Genomic DNA, 24,753 nt, shown 5'->3' with positions numbered 1-24,753 from the left:
GGATGGGTACTGAGCCGATGCAGCACGCGTTTCGTTCCGATGTCCTCGCCAGACATGACGCGGTGGCTCTCGCCGACCTGTTGCGGCGCAAGGAAATCGGGGTCGCGGAGGTCGTAGAGGCCGCAGTCGCGCGAGCCCAGCAGGTGGCGTCGTTGAACGCCATCGCGCACGAGGGTTTCGAGCAGGCGCGGCTTCGCTCGAGCGATCCTCTCGAGGGAGCCTTCGGTGGGGTGCCGACATTCATCAAAGACAATACGGCGCTCGCCGGGCTGAAGACCGATCACGGCTCCGCAGCAGTTCGTTCGCGCCCGGCCAAGCATTCCGGCGTCTACACCAAACAGTACATGTCGGTGGGCTTCGTGTGTCTGGGCAAGAGTGCGATGCCGGAGTTCGGGTTGAACGCGACGACGGAACCCGCGTACGCGGAGCCGACGCGCAATCCGTGGAACACGGAGTACTCGACCGGCGCGTCCTCGGGAGGTGCGGCGGCTCTCGTGGCGGCGGGCGTCGTGCCGATCGCGCACGCGAATGACGGCGGCGGGTCGATCCGCATCCCTGCCGCGTGTTGCGGTCTGATCGGTCTGAAACCGACCCGGGGTAGGCACGTCGTACCCGAGTCGGCACAGGCGATGCCGATCGACTTGATCAGCGAGGGGGTCGTCACGCGGAGTGTTCGCGACACGGCGACGTTCCACGCGGAGGCGGAGAAGTACTACCGGAATCCCGCGCTGCCCCCGATTGGGCTGGTCGAGGGTCCGGCGAAGCGGCGGTTGCGGATCGGGGTGATTGTCGACTCGGTCGCGGGTGCACCGTCCGACGCGGCGACACGTGCCGCGGTCGAGGAGACGGCGCAGCGTCTGGCCGCACTGGGCCACCATGTGGAGACCACGCCGAGCCCGGTCGCCGCGCAGTTCTCGGATGATTTCCTCTTGTACTGGGCGGCGCTGGCCTTCGTCCTGAAGTTTGCGGGGAAGCGAATCATCGATCCTAGCTTCGATGCGGCGCGGCTGGAGGGTTTGACCGTCGGTCTCAGCGACCTGTTCATGCGCGGCTTCTACCGCCTTCCCACGGCCCTTTATCGTTTGAAGAAAAGTCGCCACGAGTACTCACGTACCTTCGACACGTTCGACGCTCTGGTCACTCCCGTCGTTGCGCACACGACACCGAAGCTCGGCCACCTGAGTCCCACCCTCCCGTTCGAAGAGTTGATGAACCGCCTGCGCAACTACGCGTCGTTCACCCCACTAGCCAACGTGACCGGCGCCCCCGCGATCGCCCTCCCGGTCTCGAAAACCCCCGAAGGCCTCCCCATCTCCATCCAACTCTCCGCCAATCACGCCGCCGAGCGCACCCTCCTAGAACTGGCCTTCGAACTTGAGGGAGGGGACGTTGGTTAGTCTTGCCGTTTTTGTTTAGCCTTCGTCGGGCCAGAGTAGAACGGCAGTGCGACTAAACAAAAATCGGGAGACTAACCAACGTCCCCCTCGCTTTGGGTAGCCCGAGACGCGAACGGAGATACGAGGGATGACGCGCACGCGGTGGATCTGGCTGTTGTTGATTGTGCTCTGGGTTGCGTTCTTCAGCTGGTACACCTCGTTCGGGGGGCCCCTCACCGAAGCGGAAATCGCGCACTACATCTCGCGCGCGGAGAACCGTGAGCCGCCACCGTCACCGGAGCGAGTCGCGATGCTGCGCAAGTTCATGGAAGAGGATACCGGTGACGACTTCGTGATGGTCAACTTCATCGACATGTACGAGGCGCCGCTGCAGGTCGAGGGGGTGGAGCCCGGTGAGGCCAGCGACGATGTGCTGGGGAAGTATATGGCGCACATGTACCCGGCGTTGTTTGCCCGCGCCTGCCATCCGGTTCTCTTCGGTGCGGCAGCGGCCCCGGCGATGGACCTCATGAACGCCGACGGGATGGAGGAGTGGACCACCGGCGCGGGGATGCGCTATCGGAGTCGACGGGACATGCTCGAGATCGCGACTACCCCGGCGTTCCAAGGGGCCCACGAGTTCAAGGTCGCGGCAATGAGCAAGACGATCGCTTTTCCCCTCGACCCTTGGATCCAGCTCGGGGATCCGCGTTTTGTTATGGCTCTACTCTTCGCATTGATCGGCTGCGCCCTCAGCTGGCGGGAAGCCGCGCGGCGCACTGCAGATTCCTGACGTTCCCCTTCAACTCGAGTGACGACTCGACTCCGACAATGAAAGGTCTCTCATGGCTGACTCCCCCTCGTACACGCCGCCGAAAGTCTGGAAATGGGATGCGGAAAGCGGTGGTCGCTTTGCCAACATCAACCGCCCGATCGCGGGGTCGACGCATGAGAAGGAACTGCCGGTAGGTGAGCACCCGCTGCAGCTCTATTCGCTCGCGACGCCCAACGGCGTGAAGGTCACCGTATTGCTCGAAGAGCTTCTGGCGATCGGCAAGGATGCCGAGTACGACGCGTACTTCATCAACATCGGCGAGGGCGCCCAGTTCGGGAGCGGGTTCGTCGCGGCCAATCCGAACTCCAAGATCCCAGCCCTAATGGACCACAGCACCACGCCAGCGACCCGTGTCTTCGAGTCCGCAGCCATCTTGCTCTATCTGGCTGAGAAGTTCGACGCGTTCCTGCCGAAGGATCCGTCGGCACGCGCTGAATGCATGTCCTGGCTTTTCTGGCAGATGGGCAGTGGTCCGTTTCTCGGAGGGGGCTTTGGTCACTTCTATGCCTATGCGCCGGAGAAGTACGAGTACCCGATCAATCGCTATGCGATGGAAGTGAAGCGCCAGCTCGATGTTCTCGATCGGAACCTCGCAGACCGCCGATTCCTCGGCGGTGACGAGTACACGATCGCCGACATGTCGGCCTACCCCTGGTACGGAAGCGTCGTGTTGAACAACATCTACGACGCCGAGGTCTTCCTCGAAGCGAAGTCGTACAAAAACGTCGTGCGGTGGGCGGAAGAGATTCAGGCGCGTCCCGCGGTGCAGCGTGGCCAGCGCGTTAATAAGGCCTGGGGCCCGGAAGAGGAGCGCGTGATCGAGCGCCACAGCGCGAGCGACCTGGACATCTCGTGAGCGCGCCCGCTTCGATCGCGCTCGACGAAGGCCGGTTCTACGCGGATCGGGCCGGGGCGAATGCGGCCTTTCGTTGGCTTCGTCAGGAGGCGCCGGTGTGGTGGTTCGAGCCACGTGCCTTCTGGGTCGTGTCTCGCCTCGAAGACGTTCAGCGCATGTCGAAGCAGCCCGAGCTCTGGAGCTCGTCGGCGGGGATCACGATGCCGCAAGGCCCTGGCCGGGTGGAGCCGGGTGTTGGTGCGGATCCCGCGCCGTCGATCATCCAGATGGATCCGCCGAGCCACAATCGGCACCGTTCGCTGGTGAGCCGGGCGTTCACGCCCCGCCGGGTATCCGACATGGAAGCCCGAATGCGAGAGATCGCCATCGAGAGCATCGAGAACGCGCCGTGCGGGACACCGATCGACTTCGTGGAGCACATCGCCGTTTCGCTACCGATGCGGGTGATCGCCGAGATGCTCGGCGTGCCCAATGAAGATCTCGATGACTTCCGACGTTGGTCCGACGCCGTCGTGGTGCAGGCGGGCGCCGACGCGGATCGCACGGTCGGCAGCCAGGCGGTTGGCGAGGTGTTCCTCTACTTCTCGAAGATGCTCGAGCAGCGCCGTTCACAGCCGGGAGACGATCTCATTACGGCGCTCCTGCAGGCAGAGCTCGAGGGGCGTTCCCTCGAGGAGTCCGAGATCCTCATCTTCTGCATGACGCTTCTCGTCGCCGGAAACGAGACCACGCGCAGCCTGGTCGCCCAGGGTACCCGACTCCTGCTGGAGAACGGCGATCAGCTCGCGCGGCTGCGGTCGGGAGAGGTCGCACTGCCGGACGCGGTCGAGGAGATGCTGCGGCTGACGACGCCAATCCGGTATTTCTTCCGGGGAGCGGTGCGTGACATCGAGCTGCACGGTCGGACTATCAAGGCCGGCGACCCGGTGATGATGCTCTACGCAGCTGCCAATCGAGATGAAATGGTTTGGGGTGAAACGGCGGATGATCTGGACCTCGGGCGTCCACTCGAACCCCACGTGTCTCTTGGCTTCGGGCAGCATTTCTGTCTGGGCGCGAGCCTGGCGCGGCTGGAGGCGAGGATCCTGTTCGAGGAACTGCTCGCGCGGCGCTCGCATTGGGAGCTTGCGGGCGACATCGAACTCGTCGACAGCAGCTTCGTGAACGGCATCGAGCACATGCCGGTCGTATTGCGCGCGTAGCGCGCCTGCCCCGTAGGCGGCTGCGGCTCAGGGCTCCTGACAGCTGCGCCTGAGCTCTTACGACGACGGCCCCGTCGTTGACCACAGACGTTTGCTCGCGAGAGATCGCCCGACTGGCGGTGCTCGGACGTGACCGGCCCGGCGCGGCCCGCCTACATCGTACTGATCTCGTAGATCCGGATGCTCGCGAGGAAGGGGTTGCCCTTGGCGATTTCTTTGGCCTCGTCGAGGCTCTCGGCCTCGAGGATGGAGTAGCCCGTGATCGAGTTCATCCCCATGGGGAGGTCCTTGGTCCCGTCTCGCGAAATCTCCCGCGCGTCGCCGTGAAAGCCGCCATTCTCTTCGCTCTTGTCGGCGATCGATTCGAACCAAGTGCGCCACTGGGAGAACGCATGGATTGAATTTCGTAGCGATGCTGCATATGTGCCCGCGCAGCCCGAATGGTCCTGCCTTCTGCCAGCGCTGCGTTCTCCCCGGCTCGTCTCGGCCCGATCACGCTGAAGAACCGTGTAATCAAGGCGGCGACCTTCGAGGGTATGTCGCCGGGTGGAAAGCCGAGCGACAAGCTGACCGAGTTCCACCGCAACATTGCTCTGGGCGGTGTTGCGATGACGACGATCGCGTACTGCACGACCGAGGCCGACGGTCGAATCAGCGACGGGATGATGTATCTCCACGAGGCGATCGAGCCCGAGCTTCGGCGGCTCACGGGCGCCGTTCACGAGGCCGGTGCTCTGGTTTCGGGCCAGATGACCCACTGCGGAAACTTCTCGCGGAACCGGAAGCTACAGCGCCTCGCCCGACCGCTCGGTCCTTCTCGCCAGTTCAGCATGATCGGTGCGACGGTCGGGATGCCGTTTGCGGGCGCGATGACCGAGGCCGACATCGACTACCTCGTCGAGACGTACCGGGCGTCCGCGGATCGGATGAAGCGCGTGGGCTTCGATGCCGCGGAGATCCACTTCGGCCATGGGTATGGTCTGTCCCAGTTCATCAGCCCGAAGACCAACCGGCGCAATGACGCTTACGGGGGTAGTCTCGAGAACCGGATGCGGCTTCCGCTGCGCGTGCTCGAGGCCGTTCGCGAAACAGTCGGGGACGGTTTCCCGATCCTCGGGAAAATCAGCATGTCCGATGGTGTCGCGGGTGGCGTCGATTGGGAGGAGGGCGTTCGCGTCGCCCAGATGCTCGACCGAGCGGGGATCGATGCGCTCGTGGCGAGCGCGGGGACGAGTAGCTTTAATCCGATGCTGATGTTCCGCGGACCCAGCATCGTTCACGGGATGATCGAGATGGAACGGAACCCCATCACTCGCATAGGGCTCAGGCTCATCGGCCCGAGGATGTTCAAGAAGTACGTCTACGAGGAACTGTACCTCATGGACCGCGCGCGCCGCGTACGTGACGCAGTGGATTGCGCCGTCGTCTACATCGGCGGATGCTCAACCCGGGAGAGCGTCGATCGCGCCATCCAGGACGGGTTCGACTTCGTTCAGATCGGTCGCCCGCTCTTGTTCGATCCCGCGTTCGTTCGTCACGCAGAGGCGGATCCGGGCTACGTGAACGGCTGCACCCACTGCAATCGGTGCGTCGCTCTCATCGACCACCCGGATGGCATTCGCTGCCCCTTGAACGACGAGGCTGAGCAGGGAAGCGGTGTCTCTCCTTGACCTGATTGGTCAACGTCGGGGTCGAGGCCGCGGCAGTCCTCTTGGCCTACGTCCCGGCTACTGATCCGCGCTCTTGGAGGAGATGAAGATCCCCCCAGCTTCCGCTGCGATCTCGTCTCTGACCCGGCTCTCGCCGTCGACGATCTCCTTCGGCCCATCGCGTCGCACGAAGCGAGCTACGTCTCCGGCGTCATGGTGCCGGTCGATGGGGGGATCGCCTCGCGGTATCCCACGCCGACGCCAGAGATGCCGGGCGACGTCAAGTCCTGAGTGAGGCGGGCGGCAGGGCAATACCCGCCGCCGCCCCATTCTCGACTCAGGTCCGCTCGATGATGATGGCCGGGGCCATGCCCCCGCCGGCGCACATCGTGATGAGTCCGACCTGCTTGTCGCGACGCTCCAACTCATCGAGCACCGTGCCGATGAGGATCGCGCCGGTGGCACCAATGGGGTGGCCGAGCGCCATCGCTCCGCCGTTGACGTTTACTCTGTCGCGGTCGAGGTCGAGATCGCGCTGGAACTTCTCGGAGACGACGGCGAATGCCTCGTTGATCTCGAAGAGATCGATGTCGTTCAGGGTCATGCCAGCTCGCTTCAGCACCTTGCGGGCCGCGGGGACGGGGGCGTTTAGCATCAGCGTGGGATCGTCGCCCATGTTCGCGGTGGCGACGACGCGCGCGCGTGCCTTCAGGCCGTGCTCCTTTGCGTACTGCTCGCTGGCGAAGAGGAGAGCCGCCGCACCATCGACGACGCCCGACGAGTTTCCGGCGTGGTGGACGTGTTCGATGTTGAGGTCGGGGTACTTCTTGTTGATTAGCTCGCGGAAGGTGAGCGAATCTTCGGTGTGCCGGTAGTCGGCGATCTTGGGGAAGCTCGGCGACAGCTGCGCAAGCGACTCGGCGGTCGTCTGTGGGCGCGGGAACTCTTCACGGTCGAGCGCGACGGTGCCGTCCATGTTCAGAACCGGGATCAGGCTCTTGTCGAAGCGGCCTTCCTTGATCGCCTGATCGGCGCGGGCCTGAGAGAGAGCTGCCAGCGCATCGAGCGAGTCGCGGCCGATGCCTTCGAGCGTCGCGATTGCGTCGGCGCACACACCTTGGTGCGACTGGGGATGAATCTCTTGCAGGTGCATGTTGCCGGCCCCCATCGGGAGCATGCCCTTCTTCGGGAGCGACATCATCTCGGTGCCGCCCGAGATGACGAGGTCTTCCATGCCCGCGATCACCGCGTGCGCCGCGTAGTTGGCCGACGTGATCCCGGAGCCGCAGAACCGGTCGAGCGTCGCGCCGCTCGCGGTGACGTCGAATCCGGCGTCGAGGGCGGCCATCCGTCCGAGGTCGCCACTCTGTTCACACACCTGCGAGCTCGTCCCCCACACTACGTCGTCGACGTCGGCGGTGTTGATCCCGTTCCGCTCGGCGATCGCCTTCAGCACCGTGGAGGCGAGATGCTGGGGGTGGAGGTGCGCCAGCGCGCCCTTGTTCTGTTTGCCGATTCCTCGGGGCGTACGGCAAGCGTCGATGATCAGAGCGTTGGTCATGAGTTTTCCTTTTGGAAGGGCGGCGTGCGCCAGGTAATCCGTTGCGATGAATGTACATACTGGCTCGGGCACCTCCAAGGGAGGCCGGGCCGGCCTCGCTGCGTGATTTCGCGTCCATGATGGTCGACGACTACAACTGGTCGGCCTGGGGCGATCTGCTTCGCGGCGTGCAGAGCGGAGATCTCCCGTTCGATCACGTTCACGGGAAGCCGATCTTCGAATACCTCCGCCGCAGCCTCTAGAAGGAAGCGGTCTTCTCTGCCTCGATCGCAAGTATCTCCGGCCCGCAGAACGCCGCCATCACCGGCGGACGTGAGCGCACCCGGGGCGAGTTCGCCGCGCTCTTCGACCGGACGAGCCGTGGTTGCGGGTGTCCCCACCGAGTCCCGTCGAAGTTGAAGTCGACCCCGCGCCCCGACGCGTTCGAGAGGCTTCCGGTCGCCGTGTCGACGTCGATGCCCTGGTCGAAGATGAACGTGACGTAGCTATCGGCAACGAGAAGCTCGGCACTTCGGAGGTGACGTCCCTTGTCCGGGTACTGGTGGATGACGAGCGGATCGGTCGAGCCGGTGCCGTGAATGCGACGCCAGATCGCCTCCATGTACGCCGCCGTCGGTGCGATCTCGGAGGTGAGGCTCCCCGGGATGCTCGGGTCGAGGTAGTTCTCGCGCGTCCACGGAATGCTCTCATTCGCTTCGTCGACGAAGACGCCGGCGATCACGATGCCCGATGCCTCGTTCACGTATGCGGAAGTGAGCGCGGTGACCCCGCGGCGGATGTTCTCCTCGGTGACCTCCACGGGAAGGTCCGCTTACAGAGGCAGCAACGCGTCCATCGGTACGAACTCGACGAGGTCGAACGGAAGAACCCCGTCCTCGACCAGGAAGAAATCCGTCCCGCCGTCCGCGTCCTCTTGATTTCCGCCGTCGTGCTCGTCGACCTGAAACAGGAAGAGTGAATCAAAGATCTCATCCTGGAGACCGTGCGCGCCGCAGCCCATCAGGAAGGCGACGAGTTTGCGCTGCTCGAGCATCGCAAACGGGGGCGGTTGGTTCGTTCGAATGTGCTCGACGAATGCCTGGATGAACGGCTCCCAGTGAGTGTACTCGCCGTACTCCCGCTCCGCCGGGCCGTCGGCCCAGTAGCCCGAGTCGGGGAAGGCCGCGCCGAAGAGTGCCGCCTCCCGCACCGCGGGCTCGGCGAAGAACTCCTTGAGCGGACCGGGCGGGAGGCTTTCGATCGCCCAGCGCGTGACCTGCACATGGCCCCAATCCCCGTGGGACCGGGCCGGAGAGGGCGCGAGGACGAGTGAAACGAGGAGCGCGGCGATCAGAACTCGTCGAAGAGTCATGCAGGTCGTATAGCGCGGCGTGACCGCCCTGGTGGTCCTGTCCTGGAATGTTACGCACGCGGCGGACGCCGCCGGCGATAGCGGGTTCCGGCCCCTCGTCACAGAGGAGACGTTGTCGCAGTGGACGATGGAAGGCGAGCCGACCATGAGCTTCCGCTTCGAAGAGGGAGAGCTCGTTGGGCAGCCTACCGTGAACGAACCGAAGAGCGGTTTCCTTTGCTCGCCCGTCGAGTTCAAGGATTTCACGCTGAAGGCCGAGTTCAAGATCACTCCGCCCGACCTGAACTCGGGTATCCAGTTTCGAAGTGCGGTGCGAGCGGACGGTGTCGTCGCGGGGCCGCAGCTCGAGCACGCATTGAACACGAGTTTCGTGAACGGGTTTTCGCGCGCACGGGGCTTGCGATCTACAAGATGTTCAACGACCTCGCGTGGAGCCCGGTCGACTATGGGAGCGCGGGCATCTGCGACGAGGCTGGCGACCGAGGGTGGATCTATCCCGGGGATATGGGCGGTGATGCAGACGAGTTCGGAGCCCAGGGCGAGCGGCTCGTTCGGCCGTCCGCGGTGAGGGGCTCCGCCTCTCGGTACGCCGTCGCCTCTCCCGATGCGACGTACTCGTGTTCTTCGTACCCGTCGTCTCCCGCTGCAGTGGCGGCACCAATGAAGGGGCCGTTGCCTCCGGTGATCTCTTCCGAACGATCCGCGGTCGGCCCCGAAGAGGAGGGCTCGGACGACGTCTGTTCGGTGGAGCCGTCTCCGCAGCCAAGAGCTACGATCATCACGGCTGCGAGCAGGCCGGGGCGGAGTGGGAATCGCATGGGGGCTCCTCTTGGGGTGGGTCGATCGGTGCGTCGTGGAACCTCGCCGGTGAGGGAAAGGCGGCTAAGGGTTTCAGAGGCGGGCGGGCCTGCCCTGATTCGAACGACCGTTCAGAACCCGGGAGCTTCTACGGATCTCGGCCGGGTGCGGGAGTCGCTGTCGGGTTGGAGTGATCCTCGGCGAAGGAGTGGGGGTGTGGAGCGGGTTCGAGCGGTCCTAAAGGCCGGCCCCCGATTCATCGAAAGACCATAAGTGGGCGAGCGTGACCGACCGCCGGTGATCTACTGGCTCCTCCCGACGATCCTCGTCGTGCTGCGGGCGCTGCCGTTCCTCCACGCCCTCTCCCTCGAGCCCGATCCCGGCGTGGTCGTGTTGCAGGTCGGCTATCTGCCGAAGGACTTCCTGACGTACCTCGCGTTCGCGCGTCAGGCGGCCGAGGATCCATCCCTACTGTTTCACAATCCGTTCACGACGGAGCCGCACACGGCGCGTTTCATCCTGCCGTTCTTCTGGCTTCTCGGACGTCTGTCGGCATGGACGGGGGTGCCGTCGACTCTCTTGCTGGAACTCGTGCGCGTGCCGCTCGTGTTCCTCTTCTTCGGAGTGTTGTGGTGGTTCCTGCGACCCATCCTTCTGGATCGGCGCACGCGCTTTGTGGCGGCGACGATGATCGGGCTCTCGGGTGGCCTCGAGGGTTTCGTTCGTCCTTTCGCCGGGGCGATGCCGCCGGCAGCCGCGGTCGAGGTCCTGGGGAGTACGTCGCACCTTTTGGGCTGGAGTACGTTTGCTGCGCTCTTCAATCCGGTTTGGGTCGCGGGCCTCACGTCGACGCTCGTCGTTCTTCGGCCGTTGTTGCGACCGCACGGACCGACGGGTCTCGGTGAGCAGTTTCTCGTCTCCGTCGCGTTCTTCATCGGCTTCTGGATCCATCCGTACTCGGCGATCGTGGTTCTCGCGGTCGCCGGAACGTACGTCGTGGCCGGTTGGATCTTCGAGCGCCGGGTCGACTCCGGCCGGCTTCTCGGAATCGCGGCCCTCGCTCCGCCTCTCTTACTCCTTGCGGTGATTTCGGGCTGGCAACGCCAGGATCCGATCTACGCCGCCGCGTCGACCAACGTCGTGGGGCCGAACGGCGTCGGCGTGTTCTGGTGGCCGATCACGCTAGGCGCGGTCGTCGTCTTCGCTTTGCGTGGGGCGCAGAAGTGGGTAGCGGACGAACATCCGTACCGTCTCGCACTGTTCGCGTGGGTGCTCGCGGTGCTTCTACTGCACAGCTCACCGGTATTGAACGGCTATCACTTCGTATTCCATCTTCACCTGCCGATCGCGATCGTGGCAGCCGTCGGATTGCGCGAGGCTTTGTCGGAGTGGGGCACGACGACTGCGGCTGGGCGCGTCGCTACGGCGGCTCTGGTCTTTGCGCTGCTCCCGTCGGTGTTTTTCGTGACTCGCGACGCGATCGACGACGTGAAGCGGGAGAATGCGTTTCCCGCGGCTTACGGGGATGTCATTGCGACTCTCTCGGATCTGCCGCCCGGCAACGCGTTGGTCCCGGTTCAGCTCGGCAACCTCCTCCCCGCCTTCACCCCGCACCGCGTCTGGGTCGGACACTGGTTTCTCACCCCGAACGCCGTCGCACACGGTCGGCACTACCAGGACCTGATCGACGAGAGCGTCGATCCCACAGACCTCCGCCGCCTCGTCGACGCGCAATCGATCCGCTATGCCGTCCTGCCCACCGTCCGGGCAGCCCGCTGGACCGAAATCCTCGGCGACCGTGTCCTCGCCCTCCACCCCCACCAAGAACTAGCCCTCCTCATCCTCCGCCCTTCTTAGTATACGCCGTCGTATGGATGACGTGCTTGCGGGTGTCGTGGATCGATGTCGGGCCGCCGTGACCGGGGCGGATCCTCAGGGCGAGATCGCGGTGATCTTGCTCGAGGCGGCGAAGAATCCCGCCGTGGCGAGTGCGATTGTGGCTCGGGAGGGGCTCTTCACCCTCGAGGACCTGGCGATCCACCGGAGCGACGATCTGACGGTTCTTGCCGCGTCGATTCCGCCTGGGTTCAGCGCGGCTCCCCACAACCACAACATCTGGTCGGTCGTGAGCGTGTGTCAGGGCCAGGAAGACAATCGGTTTTTTGAACGTGATGGCGACGGCCTGAAAGTGGCGGGCGAGGTCTCCGTTGTCGCTCCCGGCGTCCTGCAGAACGCCGCGGAGGCGATTCACTCCATTGGGAATCCGCTCGAGACTCCCTTGCTCGCGCTTCACGTGTACGGTGGCGATCTGTTCGCGACGCCGCGGAGCAACTGGGACCCTGATACGCACAAAGAGATCCCGTTCGCTTGGGAGAAGGTCAGCTCGGCGTCCGGCAGCTGAGCGAAGGCATCACGACGCCGCGACGATTTCGCTGACCGCGCCCGGCTCTTGAAGCCGCCACTGTTCCCGCCGTCGCAGGTGCAGGTGCCGTTTCACCCAGTTGACGGATTGCCCTCGGCGAACGACGTCTGCATCGTGATCCCGCAGCATCCGGAGCATGCGGTCGGCAAGGAGCTGACGAGCGAAGAACTTGCTGTGGTGGCGGGCGGTGCGGTTTCGTCGGGTACGGATGCGACAGCGCCGTCGGCGGCGATCGGCGGTCTCGACGCATGTAGCCTCACGGCGTGCCTTGAGCCGATTGGCGTCGTAGCCGCCGTCGCTGGCATCTCGGTCATCGTCGGCGGCAGCGGCTGAGCTCGGCAGCCGGAGGTGCAGCGGCTCGGACCGTCGCTCGTGCCTCGGCCGATGCGAAACGCCCTGAATCGACCACTGAGATTTTCGGCCGATGGCGGGAAATCTCTAGCGCTCGGCGTGGAGGATGCGCCGGGTGCTTCGCGAAGGGCCTCGCAGGGGGTAAGGAGGGACCGACGTGAAGACCAACGCCATCCAACTCAAAGGGCCCGGTGTCGACGGGATTGCGGCTTCGGCGCGCGACGTACCGGAAGTCGGCTCCGAGCAGGTGCTCCTGCGGATGGGCGGATCTTGCCTGAACTACCACGATGCCGTGGTCATCTGGGGGTTCATTCCGGGCATGCGCTACCCGCGGATTCCCCTCTCCGACGGTTGCGGTACCATCGTCGAGCTTGGGAGCGCCGTCGCAGGATTTGCTCCCGGCGACCGGGTGGCGGCGAACTTCTACCCGAGTTGGCACTCGGGCCCGCCGACGATCTTGGGCAAGCAGCCCATCCCCGGTGAGGGTGTGGACGGCATGTGTGCCGAGCACGTCGTCGTCGAATCGAGTAGCCTCGTCCGTGTGCCGAGTCATCTGAGCGAGCTCGAAGCGGGTACGTTGCCGTGTGCCGCTGTGACCGCGTGGGCGGCGCTCCGGGACGGAGACGTCGCCGAGGGGCAGACCGTCGTAGTGCAGGGGACGGGCGGCGTGTCACTCTTCGCGCTGCAGTTGGCGAAGGCGCGTGGTGCTCGCGTGATTCTGACGTCGTCGTCGGATGAGAAGCTCGAACGCGGCCACACCCTCGGTGCCGATGAGGGCATCAACTACCGCACGCACTCGGAATGGTCGCGCGAGGTCCTTCGGCTCACCGACGGCCGAGGCGCCGACATCGTGGTCGACGTGGGCGGCGAGGGTTCGCTCGGCCAGGCGGTTCTCGCCACGAGGATGGCCGGCCACGTGGCGATCGTCGGGGTGCTCGGCGGGTTCGGCAACGCTGAAGTCCCGGTCACCGTCGCGATGACACGAAACATCAAGATGCAGGGCGTGACCGTCGGAAGTCGTGCCGACTTCGACGCGATGTGCCGATTCATGGAAGAGAAGAAGATCCGTCCGATCGTGAGCGACACGTTCCCAATGGCGGACCTCGCCGGTGCGGTGAAACACCTCGAAGAGGGACGTCACTTCGGCAAAATCGCGATCGAGGTCGGTTCGTAGGAGACCCTCCACATGGCGGAATCCAATAGGCCGCTCGCCGGCAAGGTCGCCGTCGTGACCGGCGGGAGCAAGGGGCTCGGGCGGGCGATGGTGCTCGGCTTCGCGGAGCGCGGCGCGGACGTCGTCATCGCGAGCCGCAAGATCGAGCCGTGCGAGGCGGTCGCGGTGGCGGCGCGGGCGCACGGGGTGCGAGCGATTGCGGTGTCCTGCCACGTGGCGGACTGGGCGCAGTGCGATGCGCTGATCGAGACCGCAGTCGCGCAGCTCGGTCGCATCGACATCCTGGTGAACAACGCTGGCATAGCGCCGGTCGCGCCGACGATGAAGGACATCACCGAGGTGCTCTTCGACAAGACGATCGGTGTGAACCTGAAGGGACCCCTCCGGCTCGGCGCGATGGCGGCGGAACACATGGGGGAGGGCGGGGCGATCATCAACATCAGCTCTGTGGCCTCCGTCCGGCCGACGCCGTTCACGACGGTCTACGCGGCAGCGAAGGCGGGGCTCAACGTGCTCACCTCAATCATGGCGCAGGAGTTCGCCCCGAAGGGGATTCGGGCGAACGGCATCCTCTGCGGAACGTTCTCGACCGATAGCTTCAATGCCGCCGTGCCGAACGACGAGGCGAAGAAGATTGCTGTCGGGGGGTCGACAATGAACCGCGTGGCCGAGGCGGAAGAGATTGTGGGAACGGCCGTTTACCTGGCGACGAACGCCTCTTCGTACGTGACGGGTCAGATGATTCACGTCGACGGAGGCGTCTTGCCGTGATGGGGCGCGGCTCTTGAGACCCGATCCCCAGATCGACGTCGCTCGACTGCGCACCTGGCTCGAGGAGACGCTGGGCGAGAAGTTGTCGGTAGCGGCAACCGTGTTGAAGGGTGGGGGTTCGTGCGAAATCTTTGGCCTCCGCGTCGGCGACCGTCAATGGGTCTTGCGACGGGCGCCCGCACACGCGTCCTCCTCGACTGCGCATGACGTCTTGCGTGAATATCGGATCCTGAGTGCGATTCAGGACCAGAACGTCCGCATCTCACGTCCCGTTCTCGCTTGCGACGACCCGACGATCGCGGACGGTGCGTTTTATGTGATGGAATTTGTCGACGGCGAGCCGATCCGTCGCAGCATCCCGGACGCGTATGCGGACTCCCCCCGAGACCAGGCGCGCGCCCTCACGGATCTGATCGATTGTCTGGCGGAGATCCACAACATCGACTGGCGAGCCTGCGGGCTCGAGTCGTTGGGGAATCCGGTGGGCTATCTCGAGCGGCAGGTGCCGCGTTGGCGGAAGCAACTCGACTCCTATCGGTGCCGGGAGTTGCCCGGTGTCGACGAGGTTGGAGCGTGGCTGCGCGACAACCTGCCCGCCGAACAGCCGCCCTGCCTGGTGCACGGAGACTACAAGCTCGACAACGTCCTCTACAGCCGTGACACTCCGGCCCGCGCCCTCGCCGTGGTGGACTGGGAGATGGCGTCGATCGGCGATCCGCTCGTCGATCTGGCTTGGGCGCTGATCTTCCTTCCGGAAGAGGGCAACGTTCTCGCGCTCGGCGCCGCGGGCCAACCGGGTGGCTTTCAAATCGATGGTTTGCCGACGCGAGAAGAACTCGTGCAGCGCTACGCGGGCGCGACGGGTCGGGACGTCTCCGCTCTGGACTGGTACCGGGTCTTCTCGCCGTGGAAGCTCAGCATCGTGCTCGAGGGCAGCTACGCGAAGCACCTCCGCGGCGAGTCGAAGAACCCGAACCACGCGTTTTTCGGCCAACTAACAGACTCTCTGCTCGAACGTGCGCGGGACGTCATACCCCGAGGCTGACGGCCGGCAAATCCCGGGACTTCGGTGGCGTAGCTTTACCGCACCGCGCTGCTCAATAGTCAGAGGGGCTTCTGCGGCACGATCTGGGAAGCTTGGAAGGTGCCAACGCGATCCATGCGGTGGGCGAGATGATTCGCGCCGTTCGCGAAAGAACGCCGCCGAACATCTGGACGTTCTTCGATGATCTCCCGAGGGACGACTTCAAGCAGCTTTTCCCGAACCCGTTCCTTGATGCGGCTTCTTTCGTTCTCGGCTCCGATGTCTTCCGAGCGGTGGTCGGGGGCTCGCTGAACGGGAGGGTGGTTCCGGAGTCGAGCCACCACGTGGCGACGGTGGAGTTGCCGTCGGGTGGAAAGCTCCTCGTGCAGGTCTTTGGACGGAACGAGGAGTACGACCCGGCGAACGGAATCGTCGCCGGCCTGAGCGACGTGATGTTGGGCATGGTCGAGGCCGGTCGGATCGGATCCGAGATCTACAAGGACTTCATTTTCCCCGTCTTCTATCGATCTTTGGCGGCGCTCTTGGCGCCGGTGGCCGGCGGCCCCGAGAAGGCCGCGTTGCGTATCGATCGCGTCGAAGCGCTCGAGTGCAGCGTGCCCTTCAACGAGGAATTCAGTCGCACCGGGGACGCGCGCGTTTGGGCAAAGGGCTTTGCCGGGTTCATCTGGGCGTTTTCCGAGCCGGTCGTCACGGCTCCGCGCCGACCTCGAGCCGCTCGTCGAGATGAAGCAGGTCAAGGGCGAGTCTGAGTGGCGTAACGGCCTGTGGGGCGTGGTGGGGGTGCCGGTCACCAAGGCGGCGGCCGTGAAGCAACGGGGTGTCTCTGCGAGGGGTCTCAGTTCCCAGCGAGTGTATCGTTCCGGGTGAGCATCGTTTCCGAATCAGGATTACATGCCGACCGGGTTGCAGTCCTTGATGGTGACGTTGCCCTGAAGCAGGTTGCCCTTAGAGTACTCACGGAAGTGGCAGGTATTCGTCTCGGGGTCGTAGCTCTCGGTCCAGAGGTTGTCTTCCTTCCACGTCGAGCCGATGTGGCGCTCGCCGGTCGGGATCGTAAGCGTCATCACGCCACCCCAGCGCTTCACGAAGATCTGCTGGAAATGGAAGGCGTACGCGCCCCAGCCAGCCACGAGGACGAGCGTGGCGACCGCGATCGCGGGCTTCCAGGCCTGCATCCTCACGCCGAGGACGCCGAGCGCGAGGAGGGTGAGGCCGAAAACGGCGGCCCAATAGGCGTAGGTAATCACGTGAACTTCCTTTCGACGAGGGGAGTTCCGATCACGGTAGCCGCCGAACGAGGAGGGGTCGAGGGTTGCCTGAATGGCAATCGTGCTGAAGCTGGATTCACGGGGGAGCGGGCCGACGGGCAGCCCCAAGCTCTTGCCGCAGCCATGACCGACTCTCTCTCTGGGGCGAAGGCGCCAGCGAGCGAAGCATCTCCGGCACCGCCGATTCCCGCGGTTCTTCCCCGCTACAGCCCGTCTGCGCCGCCAGTTCTCCAGACGCATTCGCCCTGAACCCAGGTCTCCTCGACGCTGACTTTGCCGATGTCGGTCGGTGCGACCTCGCGCGGGTCGCTCCCGAGCACCACGAAGTCTGCGAGCTTGCCCACTTCGAGGCTTCCGACCTCGTGGTCCGAGTGACATTGCCAAGCGGCGTCGATCGTCATCGCACGCATCGCCGCCTCGACCGGAACGCGCTCGTCGGGCGCGAGGATCTGATCCGTTCGCCACATCGTCCGCGTGACGGCATTCTCGATGCAGCGCAGCGGGTTCATTTCCGTGACCGGGTCGTCGGAATGCAGCGTCCACCGAATCCCCTTCTCTTCGCAGGCGCCGGTTCGATCCAGCTTCGACGCCTTGTCGACTCCGAAGATGTCCTGGACGAACGCCTGGCCCCAGTAGTGGACGTGGCCGATGAGGAAGCTCGGTGAGATTCCCAGCGTGGACAGGCGCTCGATGTGTTCGTCGTGCAGGATGCTGCAGTGTTCGATCCGGCAACGGTGGCCCGCCGGATCGAGTCCCGCTTCGTGCGCTCGCTCGAAGGCATCGAGGACGCGATCGATCGCGGCGTCTCCGTTCGCGTGAACGCAGACTGCCCAGCCGGCGCGCAGGCGTTTCAGGACGGAATCCTCGAGCGCATCGACTTCGACGTAAGCGATTCCGCGATTGTCATCCTCGAGTCCCGCGCCGAGGAAGGGTTCTCTCTGGAGACCTGTCCGCCCTTGGTTGGACCCGTCGCTCACGATCTTCCACCCCGTGACGCGTACCCACTCGTCGCCTTGGCCCCACGTGACGTTCGCCTCGTCCCATGCTTCGGCGCGAATGTCGGAGACACTAAACCGCAACCGTGTCGTCATGCGGTTGCTGGCGCGCAACGCCTCGTATAGGTCGAGCTCTCGCCGGCCCTGGAACAAGCCGGTTCCCTGGTCGCACACCGTCGTGATGCCGACGGCGTTTGCGGAACTCAGCACGTCGAGGCAGGCCTCGGCGAGGTTTCCCGTGCGGAGGCCTGGGTTGTGTCGCGCCACGAGTGCCATCGCCGCGCCGCCCTTGAGGACGCCGTTGGGGGCCCCGTTCTCGTCGCGCTCGAGCTCCGAACCGGCGGGCACTTGGGTGCTCGAGTCGACGCCGGCCAGCTCGAGTGCACGCGAGTTGCAGTACGCGAGGTGAAGCGAGGCGTTGTAGACGAACACGGGATGCTCGGTGGAGATCTCGTCGAGCATGGCGTTGGTGAGGGTGTTCGGTCCCTCCTGAAGCGAGGGATCGAACTGGCGTCCCACGATCCACTCGCCCGGTTTCGTCGTGAGCGCGAAGTTGCGGAGGTGTTCCAGGGCGCTCGCGATGGTTTCGAACCGAAACGGTCCGATGTTCTCGAACGCGCGAAGCATCGCCAGCGGGGCCAGGTGCATGTGGGGTTCGACGAACCCCGGTAGGACCACCTTTCCTTTCAGATCGAGCCGTTGGGTGCCTTCAGGGAGTGCCTCCGGAAGATCCGACTGCCGTCCGACCCAGGCGATCTTGCCGTTTGAGACGAGAAGGCTCTCTGCCTCGGGTGCCTCCGCGTTCATGGTGAGGATGCGCGCATTGGTGAACAGGAGGTGTCGGGCCGCCGCACGGGGCGAGTGGCCTCGAAGACCGCGCCCGTGCGCTGTGAGGTCGACGCCGGCGAGTCGTAGGGTCTCCGCGAACACGTTTGCGCAACACGGGCAGGCGAAGGGGTCGGGCGAGTGCCTTCGGGGTACGAGCGACGACGGCGCCTCGAACTCCGATTCGTGGTCCGTCGGGCTGCGGGAGTCATCGGAGAACATGGGTGCACACTAGGACCTCCAGAGTTGGAACGGAACCAGAGAAGCGGATCTCGGTCGCGCCTCGACGACTGCGCCCCGCCCATTACGCTCCCCGGCTGGGCGCAGCAGGGTGGGATGGAGATCTAGGTGTCGTGGAAGATTTTCGAGGCGGACGATCAACAAGATCGGTACTTCGTAACGGAAGCCTATTACCGCACGCCCGCAGGCAAGACCGTGGGGCCGGTTGCCGTGGGCATTGTCGGCTTGCATATCGGCCGGCGGGCGCCGGGCACCACGGAAACATGGGTCGGGCCGATGTCCTCCCGGGGATCGCGGTGCTCGAGAGCAACCCGATCAAATCGAGAACGGCGCCGGCGAAGACCAGAACCTGACTGCGGTCGTCTTCCCTCCTGAGATTTCCTCCGCGTCGAGTCTATAACGGGGTGGGCCGGACGTCAGCCGCTCAGGCCCGGCCCGCGGGCTCGTTCAGGGACAGCCGACGTTGCCCAGAGCGGGAATTTACGCCTCAACGAGGAGGCATCGAACATCTTCTGTTGCCCAGACTCACCCACTCCTTGTACCATTCAAGGCGGGTCGACGTGGCCCGAGGTACTTTCTATTCCCAACAGGAGAATCATGCTGGCCCCCAGGAACCCGGTGTTGTGGCCGTCCCTTCTGATGCTGATCGCGCTGATCGCAGCGGCCCCGGCGGACGCGGAGAATCGAATCCGGTTGCGTTCCGGCGGTGATCGGGCCGACACCATTACGATCGACGAGACCGCAGAACCTCCGATGATCACCGTGAGTTCCGGCGTGACCGTTCGCGGCGGGCCCGGTACCGTGCGGGCCGTGGGTGGCGGCAAGTTTCAGATCCTCGTCCCGGGAAACGTGACTTATCACCTGAAGGCCAGAGGCGGCGTAGACACGATTACGGTCGTGGACGGTCCCGGATCATCGACGTATTGGCTCGGCGCTGGTGCGGAGAGTGACTTCGTCTTCGTCCAGGATGGTCCCGGCGACGATCGGTACAAGCTCGAGGGAAAGGGCGGAGACGATACGTACGAAGTCTTCGACGACGCGGGGGACGGGAACGACTACTACTATCTCAAGGGCGCCTCCGGTGCCGACCGTTTCGGGATCTCGGACGGTGCGGGCGACGACACGTACAAACTGAGGGGGTCGGCGGAGGCGGACCTCACCTTCACGGACGCGGACGGTGACCTCGACGTCGTGAAAGTGAAGGGCATCGAACTCGAGCCCTGACCATCGGCCCGCGCGAGTGCGAAGGCCAGCGGCAGGCTCTCGACGCCGGAGGTGAGCGTGTTGAGGCCGGGCCAGCCGTCGTACGCCCACACGGTCCCCTGGCGGACCGCATCTCCTACGTATGCCGCCGCTCGCCCGCAACGACTCCACGGTCGCGCCCTGGGTCGCGGGGTGATCGTGAACGCGGCGAGCGAGCGCGTCTCCGCCGGTGGATTGAGGAAGCGGTCCATCAGATAGAGGTGGGTCGCGATCGATCGCTTCGTCCCAGGTGGCCGGGCGCCCGGCTTTCTCGCCGTCGTCGTGCCACTCGGCATCTCGTTCTACACGTTTCACTCGATCAGCTACATCGTCGACACGTACCGGGGCCTCCGTCCGCCGACGGGATCGTTTTCGGACTTCGCGCTCTACGCGTACGCCTTCCAGATCTACTTCGACTTTTCCGGCTACACGGACATCGCGATGGGAGTCGCGGGGCTGTTGGGCTTCCGCCTGCCGGAGAATTTTCGGCATCCGTATCTCTCCGAGAACCCGAGTGAGTTCTGGCGGCTTCGCACCTTCCACCTGGCGAAGGCCTATCGGAACGATCTGCGCGAGCGAAAGGTGTTCGTCGCCGCGTTCACCGCCGCCCACGTCGCGTTCCGTCCGATCCACCTCTACTACCTATTGGACGAGATCGCGGCGGCCGACCCCGACGTTGTGATCATCGGGATCAACCTGCGCATTTTCTCCCCGGCGGGGAGCTACCCCAACGGAAGGTTCCTGAACCTCTCGCGCAAACTCTCGTTGGTGCGGCAGTTCCAGATTCGGGAAAGCCTGCATGAGGAGGGGGTCGGGGTTCTCGATCCAGCGGTATACCGGCTGCAAGAACAGAAACGGACGCTCTACATGTCGGAAGGCGTGCACGCGATCGGGAGCAAATGGCTTCTCGCGGCCGGTCGCCAAGCGGGCCAGGCGCTCGGAGTCCGCCCCCAGTGGATCTTTCTGCGATTTACGCGCGAGGTGGCACTCTCGACGTACGATGTGGATCCGTCCATTCATCCACAGGCTGTGATTGCTGCTGCGATACTGAAGAGCCTGCGGGGGAGCGGGGTGTCGGTCTTGTTCTCTGTTTCTCCGATCAACCCGGGCCCACTCGGGCGACTCGGTTTGCTCGATTAGCTGGCCCTGTCCGACAAGATCGATGCGTTGCAGGTCGCCATCGGTGCGCGACCACAGGAGTGGCTCAACCTCTACGATCGGCTTCCCGAACGGGACTTTCGCGACAACCAGAACCACTTGAATCCGTCGGGTCTCGCATTCGTGTCGAGAGAGCTCGCGGGCGCCAAGGCCCGTATTCTCGCCCTCCGAAGGCGGATGTCGCGCAAACTGCAGCAAGAAGTCGAATCGAAGTGATCTGGAAACCGAGGAACGGTCATCGCCCTCGGTGCCTCGGTTCGCCCCCGCGCTAGGAATGCCAAGCGTCGGGACGGCGCCTCACTCGCTCGGAGTCTCGAAACTGACTGGCGCCGTTCTTGAGGAGGTGTGGTTCGTAGACAGAGCTAGAGCCGGCGCCCGAGCTGTTCCGGAGCTCCGCCGTGATCGTCGCCGTTGGATCGAAGCCGAGTGTGGGGATGCCGAAAGCTGCGGTGATCGTGAGCTGAGCGAACATGGTCGTCGCGGCTCCTGCCACGTTCCCGGGCCGTTACGAAAGTGACGACTAAAGATTCGGCGTGGACTAACGAACGTCCCCGAAATAGTAGAGGAGCATGGCCTGGGCGTTGCCGTGGTCGCCACCTTTGATGTGTAGGCCGAAGGCCATCCTGACCACCGCTCGATGCTGAACGTGGTGAGGCTGGACAAGTACTACAGTCCGTGGGAGGTGGAGCGTGCGATCGGTCACTTCGTCGAGCACTACAACCACCGGCGCTTCCACGAGTCGCTGGACAAGGGGACTGAGAATCGCCATGCAGAACTCGACGCCGTACTTCTTCGTGCGAGGGTCGATCTGATTCCCGCAGGATCGCGCCTGCGGGCAAAGAGAGGAATGGGTCGATGCGACGAAGGACGGTCGTAGTCGTCGCCCTCGCGGCTGCGGGATTGGTGAGCGGATGCTCCGGCGGAGGAGAGAGCGGCGCAGGGGACGGCGGCATAGGGTCCGAACCGATCGAATCCTCCATGCTCGGCTGTGTGGCACCCGAGCGGCCGCCTTCTCCCTTTGCATACCGCCTGGAGACGCTCATCGAGGGGCTGGATCTCGAACGGCCGACAGTGGCCCGCCCCGACCCGGTCGAACCGGGGCGTTGGTGGGCCCTGGAACAAGCGGGAAGGCTCGTCACGTTCACCGAAACCGACCCGAGTATCCGGGTTCTCCTCGACATCTCCGACCGGATCGTCGTGCACCCGAATTTCGAGATCGGCGCGCTTGGTTTCGCATTCCATCCCGGTTTCCCCGAAGATCCGCGGGTCTATCTCACGTTCACCGCCCATCCTGAGACGCCCGAGACGGTTGCGACGTTCTACCTGTCGGCGTTCCGTGTGGACGCCGACTTGGCGCGAATCGCGCCGGAGAGCGAGGCGGTGCTTCTAAGGGTCGCTCTCCCCACCGAGTTTCACCACGCCGGGACGCTCGAGTTCGATCCCACAGGGATGCTGCTTGTCAGTCTCGGAGACGGAGGCGTCCCCGAGAACGGTCAGGATCGGACTACATTGCTGGGCTCGCTTCTTCGCATCGACGTCGATGGTCCGCGGCCCTACGGCATTCCTTCGGACAACCCGTTTTCGTCCGAGGTCGGAGCGCGCCCCGAGATCTACGCATCCGGCCTCCGAAACATGTGGAAGTTCAGTGTCGACCACGCGACCGATCGGATCTTCGGCGGCGACGTCGGGGGTGGCAGGCGCGAGGAGGTCGACCGCATCGACGCCGGGCGCGATTACGGTTGGCCAACGTGGGAGGGCACGATCTGCCTCGGCGAGCCTTGTGATGATGGATCGGTACCACCTCTCGCGGATTACGGTCACGGCGTCGGCCGAGCCGTGGTCGGTGGGTACGTCTATCGGGGGCGAGAGCTGTCCGCGCTCGATGGGAAGTTGCTCTATGGCGACTGGCGCTCGGCAAAGATCTGGGCGGTCGACCCCGACGACTCCGGCTCCGAGCCGGATCTGCTCCTGGAGGAGGGGGAGAGCATGAGCTCGTTCGCCGAGGACGGGGAGGGCGAAGTCTACGTCGTGACCCGTCTCGGCGGGGACAATCTCCGGCGCATCGTAGCGAACCCGCAGAGCGACGGCGACGCGCTCCCGGATCGGCTCTCCCGCACGGGCTGTTTCGACGTCGACAGGCCGACCGAACCCGCAGATCACCTCCTCCCCTACGAAGTGAATCTGCCGCTTTGGTCCGACGGCCTCGAGAAGGACCGTTGGCTGTCTCTGCCCCCCGAAGGACAGATCCGTGTGAACCCGGACGGCGATTGGGATCTGCCCGTGGGCTCCGTTCTCGTGAAGAGCTTCCGCTCGAGCGGGCGACTGGTCGAGACACGTCTCTTCATGCGGCACCCCGACGGGGTCTGGGCCGGCTACACATATGAATGGGAAGACGACGAAACCGAGGCATGGTTGCGGCGCGGCTCGCGTCAGGTCGAGCTCGGAGATCTCTTGTGGACGCTCCCTACCCGGGCCGACTGCCTCGGGTGCCATACCAAGGCGGCGGGCCGCACCCTCGGTCTCGAGACCGCCCAGCTCGATCGCGGCGTCGTCAATCCGGAGACCGCCGGGGAGATCTCCCAGATCACTCTCTGGAAACAGCTGGGACTTTTCGAGGATCCCACGGCGCCCGGGCTCGAAACGGGCGACCCCCTGCGCGCGCTTGATGATCGCGAGGCTGCTACTGCGACACGCGCGCGGGACTACCTTCATGTGAACTGCTCTGGGTGTCACCGCCCCGACGGCTCGGGCTTGTCGAGCATGGACCTGCGGCGCGCGACGCCTGGTTCGGAAATGGGCCTGTGCAACCGGGAGCCTCAGATCGAGGTCGAGGGGTTCGAAGGCATGTCGCTGCTCACGCCGGGCGTGCCGCAGCAATCCATCCTATGGCGGCGAATGACCAAGACCGGCGCGCGGCGCATGCCGCCGCTCGGGAGCGCGATTCCCGACTTGGGGGCGATTCCGATCGTGCGGTTCTGGATCATGGGGATGGACGGGTGTGACGAGCGCTGAGACTCCGCGTGGGGCCTGTCGATTCGAGGCTCCGGGTACGTCGCCGCCCCAGCCCTCACTCCCTCACGAACAGACGGACCGCCCCGCTCTTCTTGGGATGTAACGCCTCGAATTCGGGCCCGTATCCCGCCTCCGCGAACATTCGCCGATGGAAGTGCAGCATGTAGGGAGGCGCCATCATCGTGACCAAGATGACCCGGTCGGCTCGCTCGTATAGTACGACGTTCGAGCGAGAGAGAGCGCGGAGAAGGTCGTCCGCGACATTCAGCGCAAGACACGACGTCGTTTTTCGGCGGAAGAGAAGATTCGGATCGTCCTCGAAGGACTGCGGGGCGAGGAGAGCATTGCGGCTCTGTGTCGCCGAGAGGGCCTGGCTCCGAATCTCTACTACCGCTGGTCCAAGGAATTCCTGGAAGCGGGAAAGAAGCGGCTGCTGGGCGACACGAAACGCGAGGCGAGCGCCCCCGAGGTAAAGGGTCTTCAGGACGAGAACGACCGCTTGAAGCACGCTCTGGCCGAGACGGTGCTCGAAGTGCGGTTGCTCAAAAAAGTCTCTTGGGCTCCGGCTCGGACGACGGTACGAGCGATTGAGAGCGGCGGAGAAGCGCGAAGTGATCCGCCT

The 24,753-nt window shown here is 64.6% G+C and carries 24 protein-coding genes and 2 pseudogenes; 19 read left to right on the top strand and 7 right to left on the bottom strand.

The genetic code is table 11. The features are described 5' to 3' along the window. The first annotated feature begins 2 nt into the window (after window positions 1–2). The 4 genes from P8R42_05515 (at window position 3) to P8R42_05500 (ending at window position 4,269) form a co-directional block, all read left to right on the top strand. Window positions 3–1,397 carry an amidase gene (locus P8R42_05515; protein ID MDG2304104.1) on the top strand — a complete coding sequence of 465 codons (1,395 nt, stop codon included), beginning with the start codon at window positions 3–5 and terminating at the stop codon, window positions 1,395–1,397. Between the two features lie 127 nt (window positions 1,398–1,524). After that, the gene (locus tag P8R42_05510; protein MDG2304103.1) at window positions 1,525–2,169 is read left to right on the top strand and encodes a hypothetical protein; all 645 of its coding nucleotides are present in this window, start codon (window positions 1,525–1,527) and stop codon (window positions 2,167–2,169) included. Window positions 2,170–2,221: 52 nt separating this feature from the next. Next, a complete protein-coding gene (gene yghU / locus P8R42_05505; protein MDG2304102.1) occupies window positions 2,222–3,067 on the top strand; it encodes a glutathione-dependent disulfide-bond oxidoreductase in 846 nt (281 codons plus the stop codon). After that, complete coding sequence (locus P8R42_05500; GenBank protein ID MDG2304101.1) at window positions 3,064–4,269, top strand: cytochrome P450; 1,206 nt, start codon at window positions 3,064–3,066, stop codon at window positions 4,267–4,269. Before yghU ends, P8R42_05500 begins: the two co-directional genes overlap by 4 nt. A 152-nt stretch (window positions 4,270–4,421) precedes the next feature. Here P8R42_05500 and P8R42_05495 read toward each other — a convergent pair whose 3' ends face one another. Then, window positions 4,422–4,541, bottom strand: coding sequence for a YciI family protein (locus P8R42_05495; GenBank protein ID MDG2304100.1), 120 nt, complete (start codon window positions 4,539–4,541; stop codon window positions 4,422–4,424). A gap of 168 nt (window positions 4,542–4,709) precedes the next feature. On the opposite strand from P8R42_05495, the gene P8R42_05490 reads away from it, so the two are divergent. Next, window positions 4,710–5,939 carry an NADH:flavin oxidoreductase gene (locus P8R42_05490; GenBank protein ID MDG2304099.1) on the top strand — a complete coding sequence of 410 codons (1,230 nt, stop codon included), beginning with the start codon at window positions 4,710–4,712 and terminating at the stop codon, window positions 5,937–5,939. 316 nt (window positions 5,940–6,255) lie between these two features. On the opposite strand, the gene P8R42_05485 is transcribed toward P8R42_05490, so the two are convergent. Next, window positions 6,256–7,479 (bottom strand): acetyl-CoA C-acetyltransferase, encoded by a 1,224-nt coding sequence (locus tag P8R42_05485; protein MDG2304098.1) that lies wholly within the window; start codon window positions 7,477–7,479, stop codon window positions 6,256–6,258. 116 nt (window positions 7,480–7,595) lie between these two features. Between P8R42_05485 and P8R42_05480 the strand changes: the two genes are divergently transcribed. After that, window positions 7,596–7,721: a hypothetical protein gene (locus P8R42_05480; protein ID MDG2304097.1), complete on the top strand. Its 126-nt coding sequence runs from the start codon at window positions 7,596–7,598 to the stop codon at window positions 7,719–7,721. On the opposite strand, the gene P8R42_05475 is transcribed toward P8R42_05480, so the two are convergent. From P8R42_05475 to P8R42_05465, 3 genes are all read right to left on the bottom strand, one after another. Beyond that, on the bottom strand, window positions 7,718–8,278 hold the full coding sequence (locus tag P8R42_05475; GenBank protein ID MDG2304096.1) for a hypothetical protein: 561 nt from the start codon (window positions 8,276–8,278) through the stop codon (window positions 7,718–7,720). The genes P8R42_05480 and P8R42_05475 overlap by 4 nt on opposite strands. A gap of 12 nt (window positions 8,279–8,290) precedes the next feature. Beyond that, window positions 8,291–8,830 carry a zinc dependent phospholipase C family protein gene (locus tag P8R42_05470; GenBank protein ID MDG2304095.1) on the bottom strand — a complete coding sequence of 180 codons (540 nt, stop codon included), beginning with the start codon at window positions 8,828–8,830 and terminating at the stop codon, window positions 8,291–8,293. 491 nt (window positions 8,831–9,321) lie between these two features. Further along, the gene (locus P8R42_05465; GenBank protein MDG2304094.1) at window positions 9,322–9,648 is read right to left on the bottom strand and encodes a hypothetical protein; all 327 of its coding nucleotides are present in this window, start codon (window positions 9,646–9,648) and stop codon (window positions 9,322–9,324) included. A 253-nt stretch (window positions 9,649–9,901) separates the two neighbouring features. On the opposite strand from P8R42_05465, the gene P8R42_05460 reads away from it, so the two are divergent. From P8R42_05460 to P8R42_05430, 7 genes are all read left to right on the top strand, one after another. Next, a complete protein-coding gene (locus tag P8R42_05460) occupies window positions 9,902–11,485 on the top strand; it encodes a hypothetical protein (GenBank protein ID MDG2304093.1) in 1,584 nt (527 codons plus the stop codon). 13 nt (window positions 11,486–11,498) lie between these two features. Then, window positions 11,499–12,029, top strand: a complete 531-nt coding sequence (locus tag P8R42_05455) for a cysteine dioxygenase family protein (GenBank protein ID MDG2304092.1) — start codon at window positions 11,499–11,501, stop codon at window positions 12,027–12,029. Window positions 12,030–12,077: 48 nt separating this feature from the next. After that, the gene (locus P8R42_05450; protein MDG2304091.1) at window positions 12,078–12,383 is read left to right on the top strand and encodes a hypothetical protein; all 306 of its coding nucleotides are present in this window, start codon (window positions 12,078–12,080) and stop codon (window positions 12,381–12,383) included. Window positions 12,384–12,558: 175 nt separating this feature from the next. Next, window positions 12,559–13,575 carry an NAD(P)-dependent alcohol dehydrogenase gene (locus P8R42_05445; GenBank protein MDG2304090.1) on the top strand — a complete coding sequence of 339 codons (1,017 nt, stop codon included), beginning with the start codon at window positions 12,559–12,561 and terminating at the stop codon, window positions 13,573–13,575. 12 nt (window positions 13,576–13,587) lie between these two features. Continuing rightward, window positions 13,588–14,346 (top strand): SDR family NAD(P)-dependent oxidoreductase, encoded by a 759-nt coding sequence (locus P8R42_05440; GenBank protein ID MDG2304089.1) that lies wholly within the window; start codon window positions 13,588–13,590, stop codon window positions 14,344–14,346. A gap of 13 nt (window positions 14,347–14,359) precedes the next feature. Continuing rightward, window positions 14,360–15,391, top strand: a complete 1,032-nt coding sequence (locus tag P8R42_05435) for a phosphotransferase family protein (protein ID MDG2304088.1) — start codon at window positions 14,360–14,362, stop codon at window positions 15,389–15,391. 92 nt (window positions 15,392–15,483) lie between these two features. Beyond that, window positions 15,484–16,140, top strand: coding sequence for a hypothetical protein (locus tag P8R42_05430; protein ID MDG2304087.1), 657 nt, complete (start codon window positions 15,484–15,486; stop codon window positions 16,138–16,140). Window positions 16,141–16,278: 138 nt separating this feature from the next. Here the strand turns inward: P8R42_05430 and P8R42_05425 are convergent, their stop codons facing one another. Beyond that, a complete protein-coding gene (locus tag P8R42_05425) occupies window positions 16,279–16,638 on the bottom strand; it encodes a hypothetical protein (GenBank protein ID MDG2304086.1) in 360 nt (119 codons plus the stop codon). A gap of 224 nt (window positions 16,639–16,862) precedes the next feature. Then, window positions 16,863–18,701: an amidohydrolase gene (locus tag P8R42_05420; protein ID MDG2304085.1), complete on the bottom strand. Its 1,839-nt coding sequence runs from the start codon at window positions 18,699–18,701 to the stop codon at window positions 16,863–16,865. Between the two features lie 615 nt (window positions 18,702–19,316). Between P8R42_05420 and P8R42_05415 the strand changes: the two genes are divergently transcribed. The 6 genes and pseudogenes from P8R42_05415 (at window position 19,317) to P8R42_05390 (ending at window position 24,753) form a co-directional block, all read left to right on the top strand. Continuing rightward, on the top strand, window positions 19,317–19,943 hold the full coding sequence (locus P8R42_05415; protein ID MDG2304084.1) for a hypothetical protein: 627 nt from the start codon (window positions 19,317–19,319) through the stop codon (window positions 19,941–19,943). A gap of 288 nt (window positions 19,944–20,231) precedes the next feature. Next, window positions 20,232–20,489, top strand: a pseudogene (locus P8R42_05410) (hypothetical protein). 639 nt (window positions 20,490–21,128) lie between these two features. Then, complete coding sequence (locus P8R42_05405; protein MDG2304083.1) at window positions 21,129–21,335, top strand: hypothetical protein; 207 nt, start codon at window positions 21,129–21,131, stop codon at window positions 21,333–21,335. A gap of 421 nt (window positions 21,336–21,756) precedes the next feature. Continuing rightward, on the top strand, window positions 21,757–21,996 hold the full coding sequence (locus tag P8R42_05400; protein ID MDG2304082.1) for a hypothetical protein: 240 nt from the start codon (window positions 21,757–21,759) through the stop codon (window positions 21,994–21,996). Continuing rightward, window positions 21,975–24,131 carry a PQQ-dependent sugar dehydrogenase gene (locus P8R42_05395; GenBank protein ID MDG2304081.1) on the top strand — a complete coding sequence of 719 codons (2,157 nt, stop codon included), beginning with the start codon at window positions 21,975–21,977 and terminating at the stop codon, window positions 24,129–24,131. The genes P8R42_05400 and P8R42_05395 overlap by 22 nt, the downstream gene beginning before the upstream one ends. A gap of 262 nt (window positions 24,132–24,393) precedes the next feature. Beyond that, a pseudogene (locus P8R42_05390) lies at window positions 24,394–24,753 on the top strand (transposase).

This window comes from Candidatus Binatia bacterium, assembly GCA_029243485.1.
Lineage (GTDB): Bacteria > Desulfobacterota > Binatia > UBA12015 > UBA12015 > VGTG01.
The sequence above is the reverse complement of the archived record's forward strand: the minus strand, read 5'-3'. Positions and strand labels throughout refer to the sequence as shown.